We start from the raw sequence: 15,771 nt of genomic DNA on the forward strand, positions 1-15,771 counted from the left end.
ATTGTCGCTAGCTAGCTGCTGCGTCAATCTGCTGAAGAATTTTTCCCGCTGCGCTGCATAATTCCGCATGGCAGTGACCGTTACTTGCCATCAAGCCGCCCCACTGATTCACATCTCCGGTGTTGTAGCGCAGCGGATTTCCATTGAAGTGCGTGAACTGTCCGCCTGCTTCGGTCAAAATTAATTCGGGTGCAGCCATGTCCCAATCTTTCGGAGCAGATTTGCCGGAAAGCGAAATGTAAACATCAGCTTTTTGCTCGACGATCGCCGCAATCTTGCCGCCGACGCTCCCGACAAATACTTGATTTTGACAGGGCAACTGCTCTAGAAGCTGATTGAAGCGATCGTCTCGGTGCGATCGACTCACGACGACACGCAAATCCGACGATCGCGATCGGCCTGACACGCGCACCTGTCGCACCGTTCCATTCGGCGTTTCCACAAACGCTCCGCCGCCCAAAGTCGCGTAGTACAGCTTTTCGAGTTCCGGGCAAGCAACAACGCTGAGGACAGGCCGACCCTGGTAGGCCAAGGCGAGGTGAAAGGCGAATTCTCCGGTGCGATCGATGAAATCTCGCGTCCCGTCGAGCGGGTCAAGAATCCACACCCACTCTTGCGGCAGTGCGGCAGATTTGGCTTTGTAGGTTTCTTCGCTGAGATAGCCGAATGCCTCAGTGCCAAGCGCATCTTCAAGCTTGCTGAGGACATAGCGATTGACGGCGAGATCGGCGGCGGTGACAGGTCCGTCTTTCTTTTCTTTCACGTCGAGATCGCTGGTGGCAAGTTCGCGATAGTAGGTGCGAAGAATGTCGGATGCGCCCCAGCCCAAGGTTCGAGCGATCGCCAGAATGTCTTCAACGGGCGATCCCGCGATCGAGTGTAAAGTGTTCATCGCATTCCTTTCACAACTGCCTCACCGCATTATAGGCGCGATCTCGTTCAATCCTTTACGCTTTAGCTTGGGTTATCCAGCTTCGCGTTCCAAAAAATTGACAGGATCGACCCGCAACGATCGCTGCTTGCGTCAAAGCTTGCTCAAATTGATGTTCAAACAAGAAGTGGCAGAAAGCACCATGAAAGATATCACCTGCTCCTGATGTATCAATTGCATCAATTGGCGCGACTGCAATCTTGCCACTTTCCGATCGATCGCGCCACAAAATCGGTCGATCGCCCTGCGTTATCGCCATCTGTTCAACGCCTTGTGCAGCAAGGTACTCGAAGATTTCTGCTGCGGTATGGCAGTTGGGCGGCAAAAAGTTTGCAGAGCAAATGGCGTAATCCGCGTTTGATAAAACCTGCTCGAAACCAGCTTTCCAACTTCCCGCATCGACGACAACGGGGATCGATCGCGCCCGCGCTGCCTGAGCGATCGCTGCTCCGATCGCCATCTGATGCCCATCTACCAAAACGACATCAACCTGGTCTAGCCAGTTGATTTGCAAAGCTTCTGCTTCCACCTGACGATGGACGGCGTTGATCGAAACGACGGCTCGATCGCCTCCTGCCGTTACCAAAATGGAAGACACCGCAGGCGAATCAGTGCGATCGGGCGTGAGATCAATCAGTTGGACATGATGCGGTTGCAGTTCAGCGCGGATGAGGTTGGCGATCGCATGAGTTCCTACCGCAGCCAGCAGCGTCGCTGAATTGCCCAAATGGGCAAACGTAACGGCGGCATTGGTGGCAGGGCCGCCCGCAGCGATCGCGCTTTCTTTCGCCACAACTTTTTGATTTTCCTGCGGCAGGGCATCGACACGATAAAGCAGATCCAGCGTGGCTAGCCCGACGAAAAGACCGGAAGCCATTTGCTAAACGGCTGCGAGTTGGCGATCGCTCAGCGGCACAAGAAAGTTTCGCAGCAGCGCTTTTCCGGCTCCAGTCAGAATGCTTTCCGGATGAAACTGGACGCCTTGAATGTGCGGATAGTCGCGATGGCGAACGCCCATAATCGTACCGTCTTCAACCCAAGCGGTAATTTCGAGAACGTCCGGACAGGTGGCGCGATCGATCACCAAGCTGTGATAGCGCGTGGCCGTAAACGGATTGTCAAGCCCAGCAAACACGCCGATATTGGTGTGATGAACAGGTGAAGTTTTGCCGTGCATCAAGACGGGAGCCGATGTCACCTGACCGCCGAAGACCAAGCCGATCGCTTGATGGCCGAGACAAACGCCTAAAATCGGAGTTGTTTTTCCCAGTTCCGTAATCACCTGCGGCGAAATTCCGGCATCTTCAGGCCGACCGGGACCCGGAGAAATCACGATGCCGTCCGGCTGAAGCTGCTGAATTTGGGCGATCGAAATTTGGTCGTTGCGATAAACCTGGATGTCTTGAGCAACGGGCAATTCTGCGCCGAGTTCGCCAATGTACTGCACCAGGTTGTAGGTGAAGCTGTCGTAATTATCAATGACCAAAATCATAAAAAATCGCCCTAGAGTGACTGCAATTTTAGCAATAACGGCGGCAGCAGCAGCGATCCGGCCACCAGCACAGCCGCCAGCGCAGAAATCAGCACCGCACCTGCCGCGCAGTCTTTGGCGATTTTTGCCAGTTCGTGATAGGTCTGCTTGACGGTCAGATCGACAACCGATTCGATCGCCGTGTTCAGCAGTTCCATCGTCAGAACGGCTCCGGTCGTCAAGCCGATGATTGCCAGTTCTGCCCGCGTCAGTTGCAGCCACAGGGCAAGCGCGATCGCTACAATGCCCACCAGCAGATGAATCCGAAAGTTACGCTGCGTCAAAAACGCATAGCGAACGCCTGCCCAAGCGTAGCGAAAGCTGATAAATAGGCTGGGAGCGACCTGCCAAGCCAAATCTCGATTAATCGTTCCCGACGGGGCTGGACTAAACGGCGATCGCGGAGCATCGGTCATAGGATGGTGCATATTCAGCAATGTCGGCAGGTGAACAAGCAGTGTTAGTCAAATCCAGCATTCCCTGCGGATTCGCTCTCTTACCAAAAGTCTACAGGTGCGATCGGCTTGTGAGATCCATCGAGCGAGTAGAATTCATGCTGGCTTAATCATAAGCAGTCGGCATTCCCACGATTTGTAGCAAAATTGCCTGCTGGCGCAACATCTGCTCTAATTGCTCGTCATCAGGATGATCCCAGCCCAGCAGATGCAGCAGCCCATGTGCCGCCAGCCACGCCAATTCCTGCTGAAGCGAATAGCCTTGGGTTTCGGCTTGAGCGATCGCCGTCTCGATCGAAATCACAATATCGCCCAAGTACAGCGGTTCCGCTTCAGACGGTATGGGTGCCTCGACTTCCAAGGCCGCAAACGCGAGCACATCTGTCGGCTGATCTTTCTGACGATATTGCGCGTTCAGTGTTTGAATTTCGCGATCGTCCGTCAAGCGCAAACTGAGTTCGTAGGCATCGATCGGAGATGCGACGGGTTCCAGTTCCGCCAGCCAACGAGTGAACCAGCGTTGCCAGGTTTCTAAATCGACTTCAGGAGCGATCGCGCCTGCTTGCTCAACGTAAACTTCAACTTGCAGATCTTTCATGAAAGATGAACGTGTAGTGAACAGCCGCCCTCACCCTAAATCCCTCTCCCCTAGGGGAGAGGGACTTCCGATCCGGTTCTTGTCCCCCTTCTCCCCCAGGGAGAAGGGGCTAGGGGATGAGGGTAGTTTGGAATTAGCGCGTTAGATATGAAACGCCCACAAAGAACGCCAGCAGCCCGATTGCCGTCAGTGCAAAGTGGTAGAGCGATTTGCCGCGCTTGCGTACCATGTTTCGCATTGCCAGCTTGACGTAGCTCGGCGGCTTTTCAGCTTTCGGCGTTGCTTCAGTTGAAGCGGGTTCAACGGGAATGGATTCAGTTGCGATTGGTTCTTCAGCCATGATGAATTCCTATTAAATCGTTGCAGTTTCAATCATTTGGTTTTCTTGGCGCAGACAGGCCTGGATGAACACATCAAGATCGCCATTCATAACGTCTTCGATCGCTGTCGTTTCAACGTTTGTTCGCAGATCTTTGACAAGCTGATAGGGATGAAAGACGTAATTGCGAATTTGATTTCCCCAAGCTGCTTCAACCATATCGCCGCGAATGTCTGCGATTTCTTTAGCTCGCTGTTCTTGAGCAATCACTAACAGCTTAGCTTTAAGAATTGCCAAAGCTTTTTCTTTGTTTTGCAGTTGCGATCGCTCCTGCGTACAGCGGACAGCGAGTCCGGTTGGCAGGTGCGTAACTCGCACGGCAGTTTCGACTTTGTTGACGTTTTGCCCACCTTTGCCACCAGCGCGAGACGTAGTGATTTCCAAATCTTTTTCGGGAATTTCCAGGTTCACATCGCGATCGAGAACAGGCATGACTTCCACGCCTGCAAAGCTCGTTTGCCGCTTGCCGTTGGCATTAAACGGCGAAATTCTCACCAGTCGATGTGTGCCTTTTTCAGCTTTCAAATAGCCGTAGGCATAGCGTCCAGTTATTTCCAAAGTTGCTGATTTTAGTCCAGCTTCATCTCCTTCTGAAAGCTCAGCAAGCTGTACTTTATAGCCATGATTTTCGCTCCAGCGCGTGTACATTCGCAGCAGCATTTCTGCCCAGTCTTGTGCATCAGTTCCTCCGGCTCCTGCGTTAATTGTTAGCACGGCTCCGCCAGAATCATACGGGCCAGAAAGCAATTGCTGAAGTTCCCACTGGTCAAGTTCGCGGCTCAAATTGTTGAGATTGATTTGGGCTTCTTGCAGCAAAGATTCATCCGATTCGAGTTCTAAAAGTTCGAGAATTGCTTGGGAATCTTCGAGGCGCGATCGCCATTCATCAAGCTGCTGCACGTGCGCTTTCAGGTCGCTGAGTCCTTGCAGCGTGCGCTGAGCCGAATCTTGATCGTTCCAGAATTCGGGTTGTGCCGCAACCTGTTCGAGGTCTTGAATTTTGGCGTTGAGGGCAGGCAGGTCAAAGATAGTCCTGAGTTTTACCCAGGCGCTCAGACAGCAGTTCAATCTCGCGTTTAATCGTCAATGCTTCTAGCACGGAAACGAAGTTCTCCTAGCGTCAATTGGCTTTCTCCATCTTATCTTCATCCCGATCGGACAAACCGATTCCAGCAGTATCGATCGCTCAAACCCGCCATTTTGCGTTCTTTCACCGCTGATATTCAACAGTCAGCAGGGCGAATCGTTCGTTCTGTGAGTCGATCGAAGTTTTTCGATGGTTCGGTGCGACTGACATCAATGTGTTTATTCTTTCAGGAAAGAAAGTTGACAGAGCTATAAACTTACGTTATCTTCAAACTCACTTACGTCTAGTCTGCTTAATTTGGCTTGCGCCTACCTTGATGTATCGCTCAATCCAAAGCGGAGGAACCATTTACCGGGGCTAATCTTGCGCCAGCTAAAGCAACGCTGAAAATCGTCCATGTATCGTTTTTGTGCTTTAGCGCCCAGAAGGACATCTCTCAGTCCTCGCCCGTCAGCTAACTTCGTCAGCGTTTGAGAGGAGCCTGTTTAGACTGGCATTCTTTCGATTATTTCAATTCAAAGAAAGCTTGATCTTGTCAGTATTCCTTTGGCTGGTCAATTGCTTCGCTGTGCCTATCCCAATCAAGGCGCGGCAAATTTTGCCTGAGCTTTTTGCGGGAGCGGCGGTTCAACTGTATGAGGTGAAACCATCTATGCTCTTGACTCCAGAGAACCGTGTTGCATTGATTTCTGTTTCTGGCGATCCCGCGATCGAAATTGGTCGTGAAGAAGCCGGAGGCCAAAATGTGTATGTGCGTCAGGTCGGCTTGGCCTTGGCGCAACAAGGCTGGCAAGTGGATATGTTTTCGCGTCAAACCAGCCCTGACCAAGAGGCGATCGTGCAGCACACGCCCAACTGCCGCACGATTCGCCTCAAAGCTGGAGCCACCGAATTTATTTCGCGAGATCGCGTTTTTCCCCATCTGCCCGAATTTGTGCAAGCCCTGCTCGATTTTCAGAAGCAAGAAGGGCATCAGTATCAGCTTGTCCATAGCAACTATTGGCTGTCGTCTTGGGTGGGAATGCAGCTTAAAAAGCATCAGCCCCTTGCTCAAGTCCACACCTACCACTCGCTCGGCGCAATCAAGTATCAGGCGATCGATCAGATCCCGCCGATCGCTGCCAAACGCCTGACCGTGGAAAAAACCTGCCTGGAAACTGCTGAACGCATTGTGGCAACTAGCCCGCAAGAGCAAGAACACATGCGGACTTACGTTTCAACCAAAGGCAAGATCGACATGATCCCCTGCGGAACCGATACCGATCGCTTCGGCAAAGTCGATCGCGCTGCTGCTCGCGCCGCTTTGGGCTTCAGTCTGGATGACAAAATCGTGCTGTATGTCGGACGGTTTGATCCGCGCAAAGGCATTGAAACGCTGGTGCGAGCGATCGGGCAATCCTGCCAGCGCTCCAACGTCAAGCTTGTCATTGGTGGCGGCAGCACACCCGGACAGGTAGACGGACAAGAGCGCGATCGCATCGAGTCGATCGTTGCGGAACTCGGCTTGCAGGAAAACGCAATCTTCCCCGGACAGCTTGGCGATCCCAAGTTGCCGCTGTACTACGCTGCTGCGGATGTCTGTGTGGTTCCCAGCCACTACGAACCGTTTGGACTGGTGGCGATCGAAGCGATGGCAAGCCGGACTCCGGTTGTTGCCAGCGATGTTGGCGGCTTGCAGTTCACCGTGATCCCAGAGGTGACGGGTTTGCTCGTTCCGCCCAAAGATGATTTTGCGTTTGCCGCTGCGATCGATCGGATTTTGCTCAATCCCGACTGGCGCAACCAGCTTGGGCAAACGGCTCGTCAGCGAGTTGAAATCGCATTTAGCTGGCAAAGCGTCGCGATTCGCCTCAGCCAGCTTTACACCAAGCTGCTTGATCAAACGGTTCAAGAGCAGGCCGCCTAACAGTTCGATCGATTCTGTAACCCCCCAATTTTGAGGAATCCCCCCATGTTTCAGTTAAACGACTACGCTCAACATCAAGCTTCTGGCCGCATTGGTAAAGTCATTGGCTTCGGCCATCAAATGCTCGACAGCGTCTACCTGCCCACGCTCAAAGTTCGGATCACCGAGGGCAACGCTTTGGGCAGCTTTCTCGAAGATGTCTCGTCTGCTTGGGTTCCCGTGAAAGTGTAGGTTGGGTGTTGGCTGTCAACCTGTGAAGCCGATCGATTCGGTCTGATTCCACCCGCACTAGTGGCGTTAATCAAGGGGGCATCGATCGATGTCCCTTTTGTCACGACTAGCGCAGCAGTGCGCCCCAAGTGGCCGACCCAACGACTCCATCGGGAGTCAGGCCGAATCGTCGCTGAGCCGCTTGCACGGCAGCTTGCGTTTGTGGGCCGAATACGCCATCGATCGCTCCGCTGTAGAATCCGGTCGATCGCAGTCGCTCTTGCAGGCGGGTCACGGCTGAACCTCGCATTCCCAAGCGCAAAATTGGAAAATCAACTGAGGCCGCAGTGGAAGCCGTCGGCGTGGGCGTCGGACTAGCCGCAGCCGCTGGAGTGGGACTGGCGGCAGGCGTTGGGGTCGGCGTCGGAGTTGGGCTAGGCGATGCAGGAGGAGAACTCGCGATCGGACTGGCAGGCGTGGGACTGGCGGCGATCGTGGAATTGGGAATGAGCCGATTCCACGTGTTGATCCCCACGATGCCGTCTGGTGTCAGTCCGGCGGCTCGCTGAAAGGCGGCGACAGCAGTAGCGGTGCTCTCCTGAAATCGACCGTCGATCGCGCCTGTGTAGTAGCCCAGCAGCTTCAAGATCGCCTGCACTTCCGCCACCAGATAACCCTCAGCGCCCAATCGCAGTGTGATGAATCGAGGGGGCGTCGTCGTGGCGGGTGTAAGGGCGGGTGCTGAGGGCGTCGATTGACTGCGGGCAATGGTGTAGCTGCCGCTCCAAATCAATGCAGCGATCGCGCCGCTGCTGAGGAACAATCGCCAAATTGAATTTTGCAGGCGAGAAGATGGCACGCGCATCGATCGATTCACAATATCGATTCAAAATGGGACTTCGCAATTATCAGCGATCTGATCGCCTTTGCGCGATCGACCGCGACAAATTATTGCACTGCTCTGGAAGCCTGAGAGCTTGGGTAGACTGATATTTAGCGATTTTCAGTTATTTTGGTCGTTCTGATGCAATTGCTGCTGAGGCGGTTTCAAGGTGCGTTGCGAGGAGCCGCGATCGGCGAGGCAGTGGCAGCAGCCCGCGATCGCTTCACCTGGCAGCAAGTTAAATCCGGCCAATGGCACGTTGAGCCGCAAAACTGGCAGCAGCAATGGCCGCAAAGTCGTTTGCTGATCGCCGCAGTCGATCGAACGATCGCTCACGCCCTGAACCGCCCGCTCGATCGATCCCCGACTGCCGAAGCCCGACAGCCAACATCCATTTCCCGACTGGACTGGCTACCGATCGCCTTGTTTTTTCACGAAAATCCGATGCTGTTGCGCCAGCAGATCGATCGCCTCACAGGACAATCGGATGCGATCGAACAAGCTTGTATTTTGGCTTTGAGTGAAGCGATCGCCCTTGCCCTGCGCGAAGAACTGCTGATCGATCAACTGCTGCCGCGTCTGAGTGAATCTGTCGCACCTGTCAGCCCAATCGTGAGCAATCAGCTTTTGCAGGTGCAGGCTTGGCTGGAAGCTGAAGCGAGTTTGGTAGCGGTGGAGCGATCGCTCGCGAAACGGCCTGTCTCGCTCGCTCGATTCAGTCTTGGACTTTACGGCTGGCTAAGTACACCGCAAGATTTCAACCTTGCCCTGTTGCGAATGCAGCGATTCGATGCTGCCGTTTGGCTTGGTGCTTTGGCAGGTGCGTATCAAGGAATGAGCGGCATCGCGATCGACTGGTGGCAACCGTTCACTTCATCTGCTGTGCATCACACTTGGCAAACCGAAATTCTAGCGCCGATCGATTGGCTAGCCGCTGAACTACTCGCAGCTTGGGCGGGTGCGGATGCGAATGCATATCCAAGAATCGATCGCGTGGGGATCGCTGCCGCTGGCTTGATTCGTCCGCGCTAGCTTCCCTCGTATACTGTTATTCGGAGTTCGCAGTTGCTCGCTGACCCGTTTCACCCAGCTACCGATCGCGCCAGTTGCTGGGATTACCTAGGGGTGCCTTCATGAAACTGTTTCGATCGATTCAGCAGCAACTCACTCACAAGCCAATTTTGCCGAAGATTGCTCGACGCTGGAAGCCGCTGCGACGATTTTACCTGCGACGCTGGCGACGCCTGCTGCAACAAAAAATTCCGCGTCGGAAAGTGGCTCGATCGGGCATATCGCGGCCTGTGCTGCTGCTGCTGGCGATCGTGCTGCTCACCAGTGCGATCGGGCATCGCTTTTATAATGAGCCGCAGTTGGCCGTGAATACGATCGCGCCGCAAACGCTGAGAGCGCCCGCATCCGCCCAGGTTGAAGATACCAAAACCACTGCCGAACATCGGCTGGCTGCCCGCACCGGATCGACCCCGGTGTTGATGGTGGACGAAACGGCCAATCAAGAAATTCAGCAGGCACTCCAGCGCTATTTCAACCAGGGAAACGAACTGCGAGCCAAAGCCGGATCGCTGCCATTTGCGCCGCCGTTTGACCTTTCGATGCAATCGCAGCAGTATCTGAGACAGGCTACGGATGCGGACTGGCAAACGATTCTGCAACTTGCCAGCGGTGCTTCCGATGCGGTTTCTGCCAATCTTACGCCTGTTGAGCAGTTTGTTGTTCTTGAACTGCAAAGCTATCGCCGCAATAGTTCAGCCGAAGAATTCGCAAGTTTGCAAAAGGTGATCGATCGCGTCCGACAACGCTATGCTGCCGCCGTTGCCGCGATCGCCACCCAAACCAAAGACGATCCCCAAGCCCTCTACACGACAAGCCTGCTCGATCTCTCGGACGAGGATTGGGAGGCAACTCAATTTGCTGTGCAGCAAGCGCTCGATCGCATTCTGATTCAGGGCATCGCGCCCGGACTGCCCGATACGCAGTTTTCTCAAATTGCCCAAGCTCATCTAATTGATGTGCCGCCTGCCGGACAACCGATCGCCACTGCAATGCTTACGCAGGTTCTCCAGCCCAATTTGGTGCAAGACCCAGAGCAAACCCGCCTGCGAGCCGAGCAAGCCGCTCAGTCTGTCAAGCCAGAAATCGTCAAAATTCGCCAGGGCGAAATCATCGTCGCAGCGGGCGATCGAATCAGCCAGTCGGATTTTGTCCTGCTCGATTACTTCAACCTCAGCCGTCGATCGCTGAATGGTTGGGCAATTTTGGGTTTCACGGGCTTGGTCAGCGCTGCCGTTGTGATCTTTATATATGTCGAACGCTATTCGCACAGCGGACTGCGAAAGCGCGACTATCTGCTAGTGCTGCTGCTTGCTCTCAGCGCTCCCTTGACGGTGATGCTGAGTTTGCCGACCACGAGTCTGCCTGCGATCGCCCTGCTGCTCGGCAGCTTTTACGGCTCGGCCTTGGGCGCAACAACCGTTCTGCTGCTAAGTCTGCTGCTGCCGATCGGCCTGCCAATCGGCAGCAGTGCCCTCGTTGCCAGCAGCATCGGCAGCATTGTCGGAGCACTGCTGGCGGGCAAGCGGCGATCGCGCGAAGAACTCGCCTTGTTGGGCGGCGCGATCGGCTTGACGCAGGGCGTCCTGTATCTGCTGCTAAACGTGCTGGACAGTCCGGTTTGGTACAGCGTTTTGATGGCGGCGTTGATGCAGGCGTTGCTCGGTGTGGCGTGGAGCGTGGTGGCGATCGGGCTGAGTCCGTATTTAGAGCATGTTTTCGATCTGGTGACGCCGATTCGCCTGGCAGAACTGTCGAACCCGAACTGTCCGCTGCTCAAAAAACTCGCCGCCCAAACGCCCGGAACCTTTCAGCACACCTTATTTGTAGCAACGTTGGCAGAAGCAGCGGCGCGATCGCTACGCTGCAACGTCGAACTGGTGCGAGCCGGAACGCTCTATCACGACATCGGCAAAATGCACGACCCGCAGGGCTTCATCGAAAATCAAATGGGCGGCGTCAACAAGCACGATCTAATCGATGATCCCTGGCAGAGTGCCGCCATTATCAAAAAGCACGTGACCGAGGGGTTGGCGATCGCTCGCCGTTACCGTTTGCCCACCGCAGTTCAGGCATTCATTCCCGAACATCAAGGCACAATGACGATCGCATATTTTCATCATCAGGCGCAGCGGCGAGCGCAAGAACACGCGGAATTTCTCGTGGACGATTCCGATTTTCGCTACGATGGCCCGATTCCGCAGTCACGCGAAACCGGAATTGTCATGCTGGCCGATTCCTGTGAAGCCGCGTTGCGATCGCTCAAAGAGGCCACGCCCGAAGAAGCCTTGGCAATGGTGAATCGCGTCCTTCGCGCTCGCTGGCAAGACGAACAACTGGTTGAATCCGGCCTGACTCGTGCCGAAATGTCGCAAATTGCCGAAATTTTTGTGCGCGTTTGGCAGCAATCCAACCACCAGCGCATTCCCTATCCGAAAGCGCGATCGGCATGAAAAAGCTCCGCGATCGAACTCGAAGCGGAGCTTTTTTCATTCAAGCCAATTGCAAATTAAACCGAAGCGAAGAACACTTTCGACTTCACCGGATCGGGAGACATCGTTTTGTCTCCAGGCTGCCAACCTGCGGGGCAAACTTCATCCGGGTGCGACTGCACATATTGAATCGCTTGCAGGGTGCGGAGCGTTTCTTCGACGCTGCGGCCAAACGACAAGTTGTTGATCGTCGAGTGCTGGATTACGCCATCTTTGTCGATGATGAACAAACCGCGCAACGCAACGCCTGCATCCGGATCAAGCACATTGTAGGCCGAGCTAATTTCTTTTTTGATGTCCGAAACCAGCGGATAGTTCAGATCGCCCACGCCGCCCGATTTGCGATCGGTTTGAATCCAGGCCAGGTGCGAAAATTCGCTATCCACCGAAACGCCCAAAACTTCGGTGTTGATGTTTTTGAAGTCTTCGTAGCGATCGCTAAAGGCGGTGATTTCGGTCGGGCAAACGAACGTAAAATCGAGCGGATAGAAGAACAAAACGACGTATTTGCCGCGATAGTCGGACAGTTTGATTTGCTTAAATTCTTGGTCGAATACAGCCGTTGCCGTAAAGTCGGGAGCCGTTTGACCGACTCGAAGGCAGCCCTCATTGCTGTAACCCATGCGATACTCTCCTTAATATTCGTGCGTCTACGTTCGCAGATGATGGGAAGAAACATCGGCTGACGATCGCCGCTTTACAAGTGGAAGCGCTGCAAGTCGAAGCATTGCAAGCCGATCGCCCAATCCGCAATGTTTGCAATCTGTTAAGACTATATCATAGTCATAACGATTTTGAGTAGAGAATTTTAGGTTGAGTGTTGGGTGTCGGCTCCGCACCGATGAGTAGGCAGCCATTTAAGCCCCATCGAGCGTAGCTGATCTGCTGCTCGCGGTCAATTTTCAGTCGATCGCTGCAAAATAATCATGTCCGTTCCAACGATCGGACTGCGGGCAACCAGCGTTCCTTGCGAATCGGTGATTTCCAGTCGGCGAAAGTCGAGCGATCGAGCGCGATCAAGCATATCTGAGGCAAGCTGATTTTGCCGTGCTTCGCTCAATTCGTACCACGAATCGTTAATTTTCACCGTCAACCGACCGCTGCGAAAATTCGCCTGAATGTTCTCAATCAAGCCATTTCCATACTGATTGGTCAAATTGCCCACCTGATCTTGAATCGCTGCCACCAAGGTTTGCTCTGGCGTTAGCTGGGGTGGTGGCGGAGGTTCGGTGGCTTCGCCGCCTTCGGACGCCTTTTCAGTGGAAACTTCTGGCGGCGGTTCTTCAGCTTCGGGTTCTGGGGGCACTTCGATCGCTTCCGGCTCCGGTTCCAGCTCAATCATTTCCGGTTCCCTAATTTCCGGTTGAGGTTCAATTTCTGGAACTTCCGCCACCGAAGGCTCGATCGGCTCTGGTGCGATTTCGATCGGTTCCGGTTCGATCGCTAGAGATTCGCTCGGCTCTGGTGCGATGGCTTCGCCGCCTTCGATCGCGGGAGTCGGTTCAGCGGGCGCAGGCAGCGTATCGGGAATCGGAACATCTGGAGCAGGCTGTTCGATCGCGGGACGCGAAGCAATGATCGGTTCCGGTGCAGTCGGCTTCAGGGCAGAATTGATCCACAAAGCCAGCAGAACGGTTCCGATAATGATGCCGCTGAGGGCAGTATCCGAGAGTTTTTCGCGCTGCGATCGCGGCAGGATCGATCGAATTGTCTTCAGCAGCCACGCCCAAACTCGACCGATTTGCCGAAACAGCGGCGGTGCTGGCTCGGCTGCGATGCGGGGGGCTTCCGGTGCGTTGGGTTCCACTTTGACGAGTGCCTGTTCGAGCAGCCAAATGATGCTCCGCAGCGATCGCGCCGCTGTTTTGTTCAAGACGGGCTGCGTTTTTTGCCACAGGTTTTCCAGCGCGTTGTTGCGAGGGGCAGGCGGTTTCGCGTTCCCGGAATTTGGTGGCGGTTGCGGCATCGATCGAACCTCTGGCAAGGGCAGCAGCATCAATCTACCATCTTGAGGCGGCAAGCTTTCGCCCCCTCAATTCCCCACTCGTGCCCGACTTTGAGGTCTGCTAGTTTGCCTCAATAAATCCAGGGAAGCAGCTTTTTCACTTGCTGGCGATAGGTGGCGTATTCGGGGTGCTTTGCGCTCAGCCAAATTTCTTCGCGGCTGGCTTTGGCGTTGAAGAATGCGAAGGCGGCGATCGCTCCCATCAAATGCGTCACGCTCAACTGCAACACTGCCCAACTAAACATCGCCAGCACGATCGCACCATACAAAGGATGTCGCACCACGCTGTAAACACCCGTCTGCACCAAAGTTCCGCTGTCTTTCGGATGCGGCAAAGGCGTTAGATTATCTCCCAGTTCCGACAAGCCGCGCACGGCGAGCAAAATGCCGCCTGTGAATAGAATCAGCGCGATCGGTAAGGTCACGTAAATCAGCGCATACGGCACTCGAAACCCCGCAGGCTGATAGACGGGCAGCAGCACGAAACCAACAATTAAAAGCGCTTGCGCGACGACCCAATATTCGCCGCGATCGCCTGTGCGCCATCCGGCTTTGGTGAAGCCCCAGTCAGAGAAAAGTTTCATGGTGATGCGATCGATCGACGATTACTTTTATCCGTTCGACTCTAATAAACTGCTATTTTCCTGCTGACGTTGAGCAATCTGCATTAGTAATCGCAATGCTGCATTGACATCGGCTGCGGTGGGAAAAGCCTGCGCCACATCTGGATCTAAAAGAATCAAATTCGTACCGCTTCGATAGCGCTCAATGTATTTTCCTCGAACGCCGCCTTCTTCAGGCCGCAAATCATCTTCCATCTCAACATCGTCCTTCCAATAAAATACCGTCTAACTTAATGAGCAACTTCGATATACTTACGGCCTCTAAATCAGTCTTTAGGTAGATTCTCCTAATTTTACTAGACATTTGTATTGAACAGAAGCTATATTGAATACATATAAGAAATGTAATTCTACAGACCGTGTTTCTGAAATGTAACAAAAATTACAATTTTGGAAATGCAAATATGAAAAAAATTAAAGAAATAGTAAAGCACAATGAGAAAAATCAACATAAGAAAAAGAGCGTAAATTGGAGAAAAATAGTAAGGGGACTTCCAGCCGTTGTCACATTCTCTGTGACAAATTACATGCCCTTTGGGGGTGTAGAAATTGAAAGGGCCGCTTGCAAGCTCCAACCTATATCCTGTGAGGTAGTGTTTGTAGAACGGGAGGTTGATTAGAGCATAGATAAACGCAATTAAATTAACTTGATTCTATTTATCTGAAACACGGCTGATAGTTATTTCTTAGAAGACCTAGCAAGTGGCTATACCAAGGTATAGCCACTTGCTTTTTGCTTAGCATAGTAGCGATTGACCTGCTGGACAAAGCTTAAAAAACTTTTGCAGGATATCACCCGTATTTCGACATTATTTTAGGTGCAGAAATCGATCGAGTGCGGCCACCATTGCCGGAGGCCAGCGGCGCGTATTTGCCACCCAATCAAGATTTTTGTAGCGCGAATCGAGACCGACCGCAGCCACCCAGTTGCTTTCCGCTTCGCCCTGCTGCCCGTTCACCCACAGCACAGCCGTCAGCGCGGCTCGCATATCGGCAAACTGCGGATATTTGCGGACGAGATTTCGCATCGTGCGGAGGGCTTCATCCGTTTGGCCGGACTGGTAGAGGGCAAGCGCATAGTTGGCGCGGGCAAAGGCATAGTCGGGCGCGAGGTCGGCAGCGTAAAGGTAATCCGCGATCGCCGCATCCCAGTTGCCCGACCCCGCTTCGGCATTGCCGCGATTGTTGTAGGCGGCGGGGTCTTGCGGGTCAAGTTCCAGGACGTGGTTATAGTCCGCGATCGCCTCGTCCCATTTGCCCAAGCCTTCCAAGGCCGTACCGCGATTCAGGTAGGGATCGGGCGCGTCGGGCGCGAGTTCAACGGCTTGGTTGTAGTCTGCGATCGCCGCTTCCAGCTTGTTTTGGCTGACGCGAGCATTACCGCGATTGCTCCACAGGGCAGCACTGTCGGGATACTGCTCGATTAATTGCGTCCAGTAGGTTTCCGCTGTGGCGAAGTCGCCGCGATTCGTGGCAGAAAATGCCTGCTGGCGGAGTTCTTCAAGCTGGGCGGGTTCCAGCGTCACTTCGGCGCGGGCGGGCGCAGTCCACAAAAATAGGCAGAGGCAGAAGGCAAGGAGGAGGCGGAGCATGACAGGTTCGA

Annotated in this window: 17 protein-coding genes and 1 riboswitch; of the genes, 4 read left to right on the plus strand and 13 right to left on the minus strand. The window is 53.9% G+C overall.

Annotation, left to right across the window (positions count from 1 at the left end; translation table 11 throughout):
* Positions 1–7: 7 nt before the first annotated feature.
* The 7 genes from H6F67_RS20795 to prfB all read right to left on the minus strand — a co-directional run bounded on the left by H6F67_RS20795 (position 8) and on the right by prfB (position 4,993).
* A complete protein-coding gene (locus H6F67_RS20795) occupies positions 8–892 on the minus strand; it encodes a 3'(2'),5'-bisphosphate nucleotidase CysQ (protein WP_190768560.1) in 885 nt (294 codons plus the stop codon).
* Positions 893–947: 55 nt separating this feature from the next.
* Positions 948–1,808 (minus strand): PfkB family carbohydrate kinase, encoded by an 861-nt coding sequence (locus H6F67_RS20800; RefSeq protein ID WP_190768561.1) that lies wholly within the window; start codon positions 1,806–1,808, stop codon positions 948–950.
* Between the two features lie 3 nt (positions 1,809–1,811).
* Positions 1,812–2,423, minus strand: a complete 612-nt coding sequence (locus H6F67_RS20805) for an aminodeoxychorismate/anthranilate synthase component II (RefSeq protein ID WP_190768562.1) — start codon at positions 2,421–2,423, stop codon at positions 1,812–1,814.
* An 11-nt stretch (positions 2,424–2,434) separates the two neighbouring features.
* On the minus strand, positions 2,435–2,878 hold the full coding sequence (locus H6F67_RS20810) for a diacylglycerol kinase family protein (RefSeq protein ID WP_190768618.1): 444 nt from the start codon (positions 2,876–2,878) through the stop codon (positions 2,435–2,437).
* A 145-nt stretch (positions 2,879–3,023) separates the two neighbouring features.
* On the minus strand, positions 3,024–3,515 hold the full coding sequence (gene ybeY, locus H6F67_RS20815) for an rRNA maturation RNase YbeY (RefSeq protein WP_190768563.1): 492 nt from the start codon (positions 3,513–3,515) through the stop codon (positions 3,024–3,026).
* Between the two features lie 133 nt (positions 3,516–3,648).
* Entirely contained in the window at positions 3,649–3,855 is a 207-nt protein-coding gene (locus H6F67_RS20820; protein ID WP_190768564.1) for a DUF3285 domain-containing protein, read from the minus strand.
* Positions 3,856–3,867: 12 nt separating this feature from the next.
* A protein-coding gene (prfB, locus tag H6F67_RS20825) for a peptide chain release factor 2 (protein ID WP_190768565.1) occupies positions 3,868–4,993 on the minus strand; the annotation gives its coding sequence in 2 pieces (ribosomal slippage) (positions 3,868–4,917 and positions 4,919–4,993; 1,125 coding nt in all).
* Between the two features lie 300 nt (positions 4,994–5,293).
* A riboswitch (cyclic di-AMP (ydaO/yuaA leader) is annotated at positions 5,294–5,465 on the plus strand.
* Between the two features lie 168 nt (positions 5,466–5,633).
* Here prfB and H6F67_RS20830 point away from each other — a divergent pair.
* The gene (locus H6F67_RS20830; RefSeq protein ID WP_190768619.1) at positions 5,634–6,887 is read left to right on the plus strand and encodes a glycosyltransferase family 1 protein; all 1,254 of its coding nucleotides are present in this window, start codon (positions 5,634–5,636) and stop codon (positions 6,885–6,887) included.
* A gap of 45 nt (positions 6,888–6,932) precedes the next feature.
* Entirely contained in the window at positions 6,933–7,118 is a 186-nt protein-coding gene (locus H6F67_RS20835; protein ID WP_190768566.1) for a hypothetical protein, read from the plus strand.
* Between the two features lie 106 nt (positions 7,119–7,224).
* Here the strand turns inward: H6F67_RS20835 and H6F67_RS27860 are convergent, their stop codons facing one another.
* A complete protein-coding gene (locus H6F67_RS27860) occupies positions 7,225–7,956 on the minus strand; it encodes a peptidoglycan-binding protein (protein WP_190768567.1) in 732 nt (243 codons plus the stop codon).
* A gap of 165 nt (positions 7,957–8,121) precedes the next feature.
* Here H6F67_RS27860 and H6F67_RS20845 point away from each other — a divergent pair, with 165 nt between their 5' ends.
* Complete coding sequence (locus H6F67_RS20845; RefSeq protein WP_190768568.1) at positions 8,122–9,012, plus strand: hypothetical protein; 891 nt, start codon at positions 8,122–8,124, stop codon at positions 9,010–9,012.
* Positions 9,013–9,113: 101 nt separating this feature from the next.
* Positions 9,114–11,501, plus strand: coding sequence for an HD family phosphohydrolase (locus H6F67_RS20850; RefSeq protein WP_190768569.1), 2,388 nt, complete (start codon positions 9,114–9,116; stop codon positions 11,499–11,501).
* Positions 11,502–11,557: 56 nt separating this feature from the next.
* Here the strand turns inward: H6F67_RS20850 and H6F67_RS20855 are convergent, their stop codons facing one another.
* The 5 genes from H6F67_RS20855 to H6F67_RS20875 all read right to left on the minus strand — a co-directional run bounded on the left by H6F67_RS20855 (position 11,558) and on the right by H6F67_RS20875 (position 15,760).
* Positions 11,558–12,163, minus strand: a complete 606-nt coding sequence (locus H6F67_RS20855; RefSeq protein ID WP_190768570.1) for a peroxiredoxin — start codon at positions 12,161–12,163, stop codon at positions 11,558–11,560.
* Between the two features lie 272 nt (positions 12,164–12,435).
* The gene (locus H6F67_RS20860) at positions 12,436–13,506 is read right to left on the minus strand and encodes a hypothetical protein (protein ID WP_190768571.1); all 1,071 of its coding nucleotides are present in this window, start codon (positions 13,504–13,506) and stop codon (positions 12,436–12,438) included.
* Positions 13,507–13,616: 110 nt separating this feature from the next.
* On the minus strand, positions 13,617–14,129 hold the full coding sequence (locus H6F67_RS20865) for an isoprenylcysteine carboxylmethyltransferase family protein (protein ID WP_190768572.1): 513 nt from the start codon (positions 14,127–14,129) through the stop codon (positions 13,617–13,619).
* Positions 14,130–14,156: 27 nt separating this feature from the next.
* Positions 14,157–14,363 carry a hypothetical protein gene (locus H6F67_RS20870; protein WP_190768573.1) on the minus strand — a complete coding sequence of 69 codons (207 nt, stop codon included), beginning with the start codon at positions 14,361–14,363 and terminating at the stop codon, positions 14,157–14,159.
* Between the two features lie 614 nt (positions 14,364–14,977).
* On the minus strand, positions 14,978–15,760 hold the full coding sequence (locus H6F67_RS20875; RefSeq protein WP_190768574.1) for a tetratricopeptide repeat protein: 783 nt from the start codon (positions 15,758–15,760) through the stop codon (positions 14,978–14,980).
* Positions 15,761–15,771: the final 11 nt, after the last annotated feature.

Origin of the sequence: Microcoleus sp. FACHB-1515, assembly GCF_014696105.1 — a bacterium.
In the GTDB taxonomy this organism is placed as follows: Bacteria; Cyanobacteriota; Cyanobacteriia; order Elainellales; family Elainellaceae; genus JAAUTJ01.